General features: G+C 73.7%; 8 protein-coding genes and 2 tRNA genes. 6 read left to right on the top strand and 4 right to left on the bottom strand.

The features are described 5' to 3' along the window. The first annotated feature begins 200 nt into the window (after positions 1-200). The 3 genes from AB0N63_RS22675 to AB0N63_RS22665 all read left to right on the top strand — a co-directional run bounded on the left by AB0N63_RS22675 (position 201) and on the right by AB0N63_RS22665 (position 1,521). Positions 201-575: a hypothetical protein gene (locus AB0N63_RS22675; protein ID WP_019980558.1), complete on the top strand. Its 375-nt coding sequence runs from the start codon at positions 201-203 to the stop codon at positions 573-575. A 237-nt stretch (positions 576-812) separates the two neighbouring features. After that, on the top strand, positions 813-1,457 hold the full coding sequence (locus AB0N63_RS22670; protein ID WP_365530843.1) for a bifunctional DNA primase/polymerase: 645 nt from the start codon (positions 813-815) through the stop codon (positions 1,455-1,457). Then, positions 1,448-1,521, top strand: a tRNA-Lys gene (locus tag AB0N63_RS22665). Before AB0N63_RS22670 ends, AB0N63_RS22665 begins: the two co-directional genes overlap by 10 nt. Before the next feature lie 215 nt (positions 1,522-1,736). Here the strand turns inward: AB0N63_RS22665 and AB0N63_RS22660 are convergent. After that, a complete protein-coding gene (locus AB0N63_RS22660; protein WP_365530841.1) occupies positions 1,737-3,110 on the bottom strand; it encodes a M6 family metalloprotease domain-containing protein in 1,374 nt (457 codons plus the stop codon). 404 nt (positions 3,111-3,514) lie between these two features. Between AB0N63_RS22660 and AB0N63_RS22655 the strand changes: the two genes are divergently transcribed. Continuing rightward, a complete protein-coding gene (locus AB0N63_RS22655; RefSeq protein ID WP_365530839.1) occupies positions 3,515-5,515 on the top strand; it encodes an EAL domain-containing protein in 2,001 nt (666 codons plus the stop codon). Between the two features lie 18 nt (positions 5,516-5,533). Here the strand turns inward: AB0N63_RS22655 and AB0N63_RS22650 are convergent, their stop codons facing one another. From AB0N63_RS22650 to AB0N63_RS22640, 3 genes are all read right to left on the bottom strand, one after another. Further along, positions 5,534-6,619 (bottom strand): LLM class flavin-dependent oxidoreductase, encoded by a 1,086-nt coding sequence (locus AB0N63_RS22650; protein ID WP_365530837.1) that lies wholly within the window; start codon positions 6,617-6,619, stop codon positions 5,534-5,536. 187 nt (positions 6,620-6,806) lie between these two features. After that, a complete protein-coding gene (locus AB0N63_RS22645; RefSeq protein WP_365530835.1) occupies positions 6,807-7,961 on the bottom strand; it encodes a glutathione-independent formaldehyde dehydrogenase in 1,155 nt (384 codons plus the stop codon). A gap of 218 nt (positions 7,962-8,179) precedes the next feature. Then, complete coding sequence (locus AB0N63_RS22640; RefSeq protein WP_365530833.1) at positions 8,180-8,929, bottom strand: decarboxylase; 750 nt, start codon at positions 8,927-8,929, stop codon at positions 8,180-8,182. A gap of 403 nt (positions 8,930-9,332) precedes the next feature. Here AB0N63_RS22640 and AB0N63_RS22635 point away from each other — a divergent pair, with 403 nt between their 5' ends. Together AB0N63_RS22635 and AB0N63_RS22630 are read left to right on the top strand one after the other, a co-directional pair. Next, entirely contained in the window at positions 9,333-10,133 is an 801-nt protein-coding gene (locus AB0N63_RS22635; RefSeq protein ID WP_365530831.1) for an IclR family transcriptional regulator C-terminal domain-containing protein, read from the top strand. Positions 10,134-10,177: 44 nt separating this feature from the next. Then, positions 10,178-10,251, top strand: a tRNA-Lys gene (locus AB0N63_RS22630). Positions 10,252-10,272: the final 21 nt, after the last annotated feature.

Here is a 10,272-nt window from a genome sequence, read left to right as displayed (position 1 = left end):
GCGGGAACCGGTGCGGAGCCGTCCGCGCGCCGGATCGGTTCCGCCGGGGGCGGTGCGGGAACATCGGGCGGCGCTCGCGCCTTGACTACCCCCGGGGGTGGGTGACGCCTGCCCCGACGCCCCCTTGCGCTCGCGCGAGACAATGGAGGGTGGCCCTTCCAGAAGGCGGCGCCATCCGAACCGTACGAGGAGGAGAAGACATGGCGGAGCCCACGCCGCGTCGCAACGAACCGCGGCTACGCCCCGCGCCCCTGCTCTTCGAGCCCGCAGCGGCCGCTGCCGACCCGGAGCACTTCTTCGACCTGGAGTCGATCGACGACCCCCAGGCGCTGTTGGAACGGGCGACCGAACTGACGCTCGCGTTCCGGGCGGCGACCGACCGCGCGGTGGAGTTCCAGGCTGTCGCGGCGGCGCAGCTCGCCGACCCGCGGCGGTTCGACCGGCTGAGCGCGGCGGACATCGCCGAACGGGCGGAGTGGACCGAGGACTACGCCAAGAAGATGATCGAGTTCGGCTGGGACCTGCTGCGCGGCACCGGGGAGAGCGTGCACGCCAACCCGTCCGATCCGCTGTGACCCGGCCGGCCCGGCTCCCGGTCCGCCCCGCCCGTCCCGCCTGATCCGGGTCGGCGGCGCCCAGGTGCACGGCCTGCGGTTCCGCATCCGTCACGCGCCCCCCTGCACGCCCGGGACACGCTGTCATCATCGACCTGGCATATGACAGGCGGGCAAGATACTCCCCTCCTCCGTCGTCTGTCCCGGTTTCCCGCGACTCTGGGGAACCGCCCGCGCACGGTCGGTAGACATACCGGCATGAGCCGCACCAGTGACGAACCGCTCCCCCGTCAGTTCGACCCCGCCGCCGGCCACGGCGGTGACCCGTGTGGCGTCACCCCGGACGGCGCCGCCTGGCTCGCCTCGGCCGCCGCCTACCCGCGCAGCACGCTCGCCTTCTGGCGGGAACGGCCGGACGCTCCGGTCGTGCTGCCCTGCGGCACCGCGTTCGACGTGGTCAACGCGCCGGCGATGTTCGGCCGCCGGATGCTGGACCGGATGTGGGAGGAGGGCCCCGGCTCCGGCCCGGTCGCCGTGCACCGGGGGCGGATGCTGCTGTTCACCGCGCCGGGCACCGCCCACCGGCTGCCCTCGCTGCTGGAGTGGGAGGAGTGGGGCAGACGCGGCCGGACGGACGGCGCCGGGCGCGCCGGGGGCGTTCCGCCGTTGCTGTGCCACGGCAACGGCGACGCGGTGACCGTGCCCGCGCCCGTCGCCGGCACCGGTCTCGGCCGCTCCGCGTCCCGCTGGCTGGTCGCCCCGGACAGCCGCCACCCGTGGCTGCCGGGCCCCGAGATCCTGCTGTGGGCGGCGGTGCGGGCGGCCCGCGCGGCGGTACGGATTTCGATTTTTCCTCCGGCCGACCAGGATGCTAATGTCTACGACGTCAGCAGGCGCCGCTAGCTCAGTTGGTTAGAGCAGCTGACTCTTAATCAGCGGGTCCGGGGTTCGAGTCCCTGGCGGCGCACGATGACGATGGCGGGTTGTGTTCGCGGACAGCGTGAACACAACCCGCCATCTTCGTTTTCGTGCGGCTTCACCGCGCGTTGTGGGGGCTTCGCCACCCGTGCCTCCCGCCTCCGTCGCCTCCCCGCTCGGCCACCCCCGCTCGGTCGCTCCCTCGCCCGACCGCCCCCCAGTCCGCACGTCCGTCCCTCCGGTCGTCCCGCGCCCGGCCTCCGCTCAGCCGGGTGTGACGTCGACCGTGTACGCGCCCGAGGTCGTGCGGTTCTCCACCTCCACGCGGACGTCGTCGCCCGGCACGGTGAAGCTCTCGCCGACATCGACGGGCGCGTCCGCGAGCGGCGGGTAGACGGAGTTCTCCCAGCAGGCCTCGGTGCGCGGATGGGCGTCGACCACCTGCACGGCGCCGCCGCCCGACTCGGCCGTGCCGCGCACCCGGTAGATCAGCACCCCGGACCGGCAGCCGGTCGTGTCGTTGCCGATCGCGTCCCGCGCCTCGATGGCCAGGGCGGTGTCGCTCCCGGTCCGCACCACGGCCAGCTTCGTCCCGCCGCCCAGCCCGAACAGGGGCTGCCCGCCGAGCCCCGTCCCGCTCCGGTCGTCCCCGGTCTGGTCGAGGCCCGGGTCCCCGCCCGCGCTCGCGCCCCCGGGCGCGCCGGCCGGGCCGGCCTCGACCGGCTCCAGGGTCAGCCTGGTCGTCCCGGTGCCCCGTACGCAGGTCACCTGGCGCGGGCCGAGCCAGCCGAGCCGCCACTTGTGCCAGGCGAACAGGTCCGGTGAGAGCGCGAACTGGCTGCCCATCAGGTCCCAGTCGCCGACGTAGGTGTCCCAGTCGCCCTTGTCGTCCGAGGGGCGGTGGTACAGGTCCGGCAGGTCGAAGACGTGTCCCGTCTCATGGGCGAGCACCAGCCGGTCCGGGGGGTGCCGTTCGAACACCGTCACCACCCGCCGCAGGTCCCGGCCGTCGGCCCGCAGCGGGGTGTCCAGGTTGACGACCTTCGTGGCGTCTGAGTCGACGCCCGGCGCGTCCGGGTCGGCCACCAGGTACACGACGTCGTAGCGGGAGAAGTCGACCTCCGGGTCGGCGGCGGTGATCGCGTCGCGCAGATAGGCGGTGCGGTCGGCGGCGTTCCAGTCGCGGTGCATGGCGTACGCCGTGGACGGGCGCGGCATCCGGATCCAGTGCCGCAGCGGGTGCGGGCGCAGCGTGAACTTTCCGTAGGACGCCCGTTCGAAGAACTGGCCGGTGCCCGGGAAGTGGTCGGCGGTGAGTTCGTCGGGGGTGGTGAGCGGGGCCGAGTCGGGGAAGGACAGGTAGACCATCACGGCGTCGAGCGGCCGGGTCGGCCGGGCATAGGAGGCGTTCCAGGTGTCCACCCCCTCGGAGTGGTGCGCGGCGGTGCGGTGCAGGGCGCAGGGCGCCGTCGAGAACGGCTCGGCGACCGACGGGCCGCCGAGGATGGAGGTGGCGGCGACCGCGGACAGCGTGGTGAACACGGCGGCGGTGCTGCGCAGTCGGGGCCGCGCTCCGGCCCGGTCCAGCGCCTTGAGGGCGTCACGGCCGAGCGCCTTCAGGGGGAGCTGACGCGGCACGGAAACCTCCGGGTGCGGTTCGCGGGGACACCGCACCCAGCCTGTGGGAGTTTGGTGAGGTACGCCCTGTTTGTCTGCACCGGAAGGGTGAGGGACCCGAGTTCGCGAGGTACGGAGGCGTGACGAGACGCCGGGAAGAGCGACACCCCCGGGCCGTTCACGGAACGTCACAAGCGGTCGGTGGCTCGAAGAACCTGTCCAGGTGCGGACAGAAACGATCCGTCAGGAGTGCGAGTGATCCGACGAGACCGGCGAACCGCTGGCAGCGGTCCGGCGCCAACCTCTATGATCGGCACACTTTCCTGGCACTTTCCTGCGCGGACACGGGCCCGGCGGCCATGCGTCACTCGGCCGGCCACCCGACGAGACCGATACGAGAACCGAGTGCACTGCGGGAGCGAGCGGTGAGCGGAACGTCCGAAGGGCCGACGCCCACGGCAGACCTCATCCAGCCGGAAGTCACACAGAGTGATGCCATGGCACCGCCTGGTGTCGAATCGGCCGGTACCGCCCCCGGGGACCAGGCGCGCGCCCGGGCCGCCGGCGCCGTGGCCCGCACGGCGGCTCACGCAGCGCCCCCTGAGCCCGCTTCCGGCACCGTCCCCGCACCGGGCGTCACCCGGACGGCGGAACCCGCCGGGTCGCCGTTCCGCTCGGCCTTCGACGCCGCACCGCTCGCCATGGCCGTCGTGGACCGCGAGGGCCTGGTCGTCAGCGCCAACGACACCCTCGGCGAGCTGCTCGGCACCGACCCCGGCGAACTGGCCGGGCGGCCCGCCGCCGATCTGGTGGACCTGGCCTCCGACGCCCGCACCTGGCAGGCGTACCGGGCGGTGCTGCGCGGGCGGCAGGCACGGCTGCGCTGCGTCCGCCACTTCAAGCACGCCGACGGGCGCTCCCGCTGGGTCCAGGTCACCCTCGCACCGCTGCCGACGGAGCATCCGGCCCCGGACGGGAGCGGGCCGGGCAGCGCCGCGGGCGTGCTGCTGTCCCTCACCGACATCAGCGTCCGCCGCGAACTACAGTCCCGGCTGAGGCACTTGCGGATGCACGACCCGGTGACCCGGCTGCCCAACCGCACCCTGTTCTTCGAACGCCTGTCGGCCGTACTGGAGACCGAGTCGTACGAGCGCGGCGGGACCGGCCGGGTCGGCCTGTGCTATCTCGACCTGGACGGCTTCAAGGCGGTCAACGACACCCTCGGACACCGGATCGGCGACCGGCTGCTCGCGGCCGTGGCCCGGCGGCTGCAGGGCTGCGCCGACGAGACCGGGTACGGCAGGGCGAGCGCGCCGCTGGTGGCCCGGCTCGGCGGGGACGAGTTCGCCCTGCTGGTGGAGGACTCCACCGGCACCGAACAGCTCGCCGATCTGGCCGAGTCGGTGCTGACGGCGCTTCAGGAACCCTTCGAGATCTCCGGGCGGCGGCTGTCGGTGTCCGCGTCGATCGGCGTGGTCGAACGGCAGGCGGCCGGGACCTCGGCCACCGCCCTGATGCAGGCGGCCGACACGACGCTGTACTGGGCGAAGGCGGACGGCAAGGCCCGCTGGACCCTGTTCGACCCGGAGCGCAACGCGACCCGGATGACCCGCCAGGCCCTCGTCTCCACGCTGCGCGCGGCCGTGGAGCGGGGCGAGTTCACGCTGGAGTACCAGCCGCTGGTCGCCATGGCGGACGGGCGGCTGCGCGGGGTGGAGGCGCTGGTGCGCTGGCGCCACCCGCAGTTCGGGGTGCTGACGCCGAATCGGTTCATCACACTGGCGGAGGAGGACGGCTCGATCGTGCCGCTGGGCCGCTGGATCCTGGCCACCGCCTGCCGCCAGGCGCGCCGCTGGCAGCTGGACCACCCGGACGAGCCGCCGATCTTCGTCAGCGTCAACGTCGCCGTACGCCAGGTGTGGGACTCCGACCTGGTGGCGGACGTCGCCGAGGTGCTGGCGGAGACCGGGCTCGCGCCGCGGCTGCTCCAGCTGGAGCTGACCGAGTCGGCGGTGATGGGCTCGGCCGGACGCCCGCTGGAGGCCCTGCGGGCGCTCAGCGACATGGGCGTGAACATCGCCATCGACGACTTCGGCACCGGCTACTCGAACCTCGCCTACCTCAGCCGGCTGCCGGTGTCGGCGCTGAAGCTGGACGGGTCCTTCGTCCGGGGGTTCCAGGCCGGGCGGCAGGCGGGCGAGGCGGAGCTGCCCAGCCCCGCCGACGAGGTGATCGTGGAGGCGATGATCCAGCTCGCGCACCGGCTGGGGCTGACCGTCACCGCGGAGTGCGTGGAGACCTCCGACCAGGCCAGCAGGCTGCGGCGGATCGGCTGCGACACCGGGCAGGGCTGGCTGTACTCCCGCCCGGTGTCACCGGACCGCATCTCCGAACTCCTCGACGGCCACGCCTGCGGGCGCCGCTGACGCGCGGCGCCCCGGGGGTCAGGCGGTGGGCAGTCCGTAGGCGTCGGCGATGAGTTCGTAGGAGCGGACGCGTACGTCGCCGCTGTGGGCGTTGGCGGTGAGCATCAGCTCGTCGGCGCCGGTGCGCTTCTGGAGGTCGTCCAGGCCGGTGCGGACCTCGTCGGGGGTGCCGTGGACGACGTTGGCGTTCCAGGAGCGGACGAACTCCTCCTCCATCGGGCTGAACTCGTACGCCTCGGCCTCCTCCGGGGTGGGGACCAGGCCCGGACGGCCGGTGCGCAGCCGGACCATGTTCAGCGCGGCGGCCAGGACCTGGCGGCGGGCCTCCTTCTCGTCGTCGGCGGCGAGGGCGGCGACGCCGATGAGGGCGTACGGCTCGTCGAGCACCGCGCTCGGGCGGAAGGACTCGCGGTAGAGGTCGAGGGCCGGGACGGTGTTCTGCGCGGAGAAGTGGTGCGCGAAGGCGAACGGCAGGCCGAGCATGCCGGCCAGCCGGGCGCTGAAGCCGGAGGAGCCGAGCAGCCAGATCGGCGGCCGGTGCGGGGACTGGACGCCGCCGGGCGAGGTGGCCTGGACGGGGCCGGGGACGGCGTGGATACGGCGGTAGGGGTGGCCGTCGGGGAAGTCGTCGTCCAGGAAGCGGGTCAGCTCGGCGAGCTGCTGGGGGAAGTCGTCGGCGCCCTCGTTCAGCCGGTCGGTGCGGCGCAGGGCGGCGGCGGTGGCGCCGTCGGTGCCGGGGGCGCGGCCGAGGCCGAGGTCGACGCGTCCGGGGGCCATGGCCTCCAGGGTGCCGAACTGCTCCGCGATCACCAGGGGGGCGTGGTTGGGCAGCATGACGCCGCCCGAGCCGAGGCGGATGCGGTCGGTGTGGGCGGCGAGGTGGGCGAGGATCACCGCGGGCGAGGAAGAGGCCACGCCGGGCATGGAGTGGTGCTCGGCCACCCAGAAGCGGTGGTAGCCGCGGGACTCCGCCAGGCGGGAGAGGGCGACGCTGGTGCGGAGGGCGTCGGTGGCCGTGCGGCCCGCGCCCACGGTCACCAGATCCAGTACGGACAGGGGCACGGGCGCCGTGCCGTGTGTCGTGCCTCGGATCTCGTCTGCCACGGGGTGCCTCCTGCGTTCGTACCGTCCGGTGGTCTTCCGGTGGACAACAGGAGACGGTCTCCGTTTGTTCCCCGGCCCACCCGCCCACCCGACCCGCGGAAGTCCCGATCGGAGGCCGACCGCGGGCGCGGCGGGCCCGTGGGGAGGGCGGGGCGGGCCGCCTCGCCCTCCCCGCCCCGCACAGCCCCTACGCCGCCAGCGCGTGGTCCGGGTGGAGTACCACCTTCGTGTAGCCCTCGATCCGCTTGTCGAACTTCTCGTAGGCCTGAGGGGCCTGGTCCAGGGGGAGTTCGTGGGAGACCACGAAGCTCGGCTTGGCCCGGCCGGAGATGATCAGGTCGCGCAACTGGCGGTTGTACCGCTTCACGTTGCACTGCCCGGTCCCCATCTGCTGCCCCTTCTCGAACATCTTGCCGATCGAGACCAGCAGCTGGCCATGCTTGGCGTGCTCGTCGGGGCCGCCCGGGTCGGACGGGACGTACAGGCCCGGCACGCCGAGCAGTCCGGTGGCCCGTACCGTCTCGACCAGCGTGTTGAGGACGACGGCCGGCTCCTCGTGCCCCTCCTGGTGGTGGGACTGCGCCTGGTAGCCGACGGCGTCCACGCCCTTGTCGGTGCCCTCGCCGCCCGTCTGCTCCCTGATCTGGTCAGCCGGCTCGCCCTTCGTGAAGTCGATCGGGATCGCGCCGATCTCCTCCGCCTTGGCCAGCCGCTCGGGCACCCGGTCCACCACGAACACCTTGGACGCCCCGCGCAGCAGAGCGGAGTACGCGGCCATCAGGCCCACCGGCCCCGCGCCGAAGACGGCCACCGACTCGCCCGGCGAGACCTGGGCCAGCTCACAGCCGTGGTAGCCGGTCGGGAAGATGTCGGCGAGCAGCACGAAGTCGGTCTCGTGCTCCTCCCCCGGCGGCAGCTTCAGGCAGTTGAAGTCGGCGAACGGCACCCGCAGCCGCTCCGCCTGGCCGCCGGGGTACGGGCCCATCGCCACGTATCCGTAGGCCCCGCCGGCGAATCCGGGGTTCACCGTGAGACAGAAGCCGGTCTTTCCGGCGAGACAGTTCTTGCAGAAGCCGCAGGCCACGTTGAACGGCATCACGACCCGGTCGCCCTCGGCGAGCGAGGTCACGCCGCTGCCGACCTCCTCGACGATGCCGAGGTTCTCGTGGCCGAAGACGATGCCGGCCTGCGCGGCCGTACGGCCCTCGTACATGTGCAGGTCGGACCCGCAGATCGCGCTCGACGTGATGCGCACGATCACGTCGTTGGGATGCTGGATCCTCGGATCGTCCACGTCCCGCACCGTGACATTGAAGGGCTTCTCATAGACGACGGCTTTCACCTTCGGTCACCTCCGCGTCGAGAGCACCGGTCTTCACGAGCACCGGCCTTCACGGCGACGACGGGCCGCTGCCAGGGGGACGCGCGGTCGGGGCGGGGGCCGCCGGACGGCGCCGTGGCCCCGGGGGCGGGCTCTCGCCGCACCGCCGGACAGTTCCAGGTAACGCCGCCGCGCGAAGGCCCGCAACCTGCCGCCCCCCTCGCCCCACGCGACCCGGGTCACACCTGGACGACCGGTTCCCGGGTGAACAGCGCACCCAGACCGGGGGCGTTGACGCGCCGGTCGGTCAACCGCAGGGCCTCCCACACGGTGACCTGGTTCGCGGTGAGGACCGGCTTGCCCAGCTCCTTCTCCAGCTCCGCCACGCAGGAAGCGGTGTGCAGCGCCGTGCAGGGCACGAGCACCGCCTCCGCGTCCGCCGCGTCCGCCGCCCGCACCAGCGCCAGCACCTGGGTCTCGCCCCAGCCCGCCACCTCGTCCGCCGTGGCCTCCCCGGCGCTGTGCGCGGCGACCGCCTCCAGCCCGCCGGCCCGCAGGAACCGTGTGAAGCGGGCGGTCACGTCGTCCGCGTAGGGCGCCGCGACCGCGACCCGGCGCGCCCCGATCTCCCGCGCCGCGTTCACGAACCCGAAGGAGGTGGAGGAGGCCGGCATGCCGGCGGCCAGGGCCAGCTCGCGGACCTGCGCGTGGGCGCCGTCCCAGCCCTGCTCGAAGCCGCCGCGGGTGTTCGCCCACACCACGGCCTCCGCGCCGGACAGCCGCAGTGCCTCCACGCTCCGCCGCAGCCAGGCGTCCTCGTCCGCGGCGCTTCCCTCGGAGCCGCCCGGGCCCGTCGCCGTCCCGCCCGCGTCCCCCTCGTTCTCCGTTCCGATCAGGTCCACCCGGATGTCGCTGCCCAGGAGCTGTTCGATGCGGGGGTAGTCGTCCTCGGCGAAGTGGCCCGGGTAGAGGATTCCGAGTGCGGTCATGACCAGCCTTCCTGCGTGTCGTCGCCGCCGCGCGTGATGCGGCCGTGCCTGTCCGGGTACCCCGGCGCGGCCGCGGATCTCCTCGGCACGGCCCCGCGGCGCCCGGGCGGCGGCGCGATCGTGCTCCACCGCGTGCACACGACGCGCCGGGGAAAGCCGGGCGGATACCCGGGAACGGCCCCGGAAGCGGACCCGACAGCGGGCCGGCGACCCGGAGCAGAGCGCGCGCGGGAGTTCCTCAGCGTGGTGCCGTGACCCTGGCATATGCCGATTTCCCGGAAGGACGGCCGGGGCGGGAAATCTCGCCGACGCCCGCTCCCCGCAGTCCGCGCGCCCCGTATCGTGGGTCGGGTCCGGCCGGCCGGATCACGGCCCGCGGAGCGAGCAGGCGCAGGGGGCATCCGTGGCGCTGAAGCACGAGCCGACCGCTTTCGACCACTCCGTCTCCGACGCCCTGCGCGTCCTGGAGACGGTCTCCCGGCACTCCGCCGGGGTCACCGCCGCCGAACTGTCCCGGCGCACCGGCCTGCCCGCCGGGCGGCTGACCGCCCTGCTGCGGCTGCTGCGCCGCGAGGGCTACGTCGAGCAGGTCACCGAGGACGCCTACGGCGCCGGCGGCGCCCTCGCCCGACTCGGCGCGGCCCGGGGCGACGGGCGGGCACTGCGCGCACTGCTCCAGCCGGTCCTGGAGCGGCTGCGCGACCAGGTCGGCGCGGCCGTCTATCTGAGCCGGTACGTCGACGGCGAGGTCAGCGTCACCCAGTACGCCGCGGGGCCCGCCACGCCCGCGGTCCACGAGTGGGTGGACTTCCGCTCCTCGGCGCACGCCACCGCGGTCGGCAAGAGCCTGCTGACCCAGCTCGACCACGACGGGCGGCGCGACCATCTCGCCCGGCACCCGATGGCCCGCCTCACCTCGCGCACCATCACCAGCGACAAGCTGCTGCTGTCCCGGCTCGCCGCCCAGCCGCCCACGGCCCCGGTGCTGGACCTCCAGGAGTACGCCGTCGGCACGGTCTGCGCGGCGGTCCCGGTACGGGCCGGCTCCGCCGTGGGCTGTCTGGCGCTGTCGCTGCCCACCGGGCAGGCGCACCGGCTGCGCCGGGCCGTGGACGGGCTCAGCCGGAACTCCGCGCCGGTGCTGCTCGCGCTGGCGATCCGGCTCACGGGCGGGTGGTCACGAGCACCCCTCGGCACCGGGTAGTATTTTCTTCGTCGCCGGCCGCGGAAGCGGAAGGCGGGAGTCATGCGCCGCTAGCTCAGTTGGTTAGAGCAGCTGACTCTTAATCAGCGGGTCCGGGGTTCGAGTCCCTGGCGGCGCACGATGACGATGGCGGGTTGTG

Origin of the sequence: Streptomyces sp. NPDC093260 (assembly GCF_040683715.1) — a bacterium.
Lineage (GTDB): Bacteria > Actinomycetota > Actinomycetes > Streptomycetales > Streptomycetaceae > Streptomyces > Streptomyces sennicomposti.
This window is presented reverse-complemented; position numbering and strand designations above follow the sequence as displayed.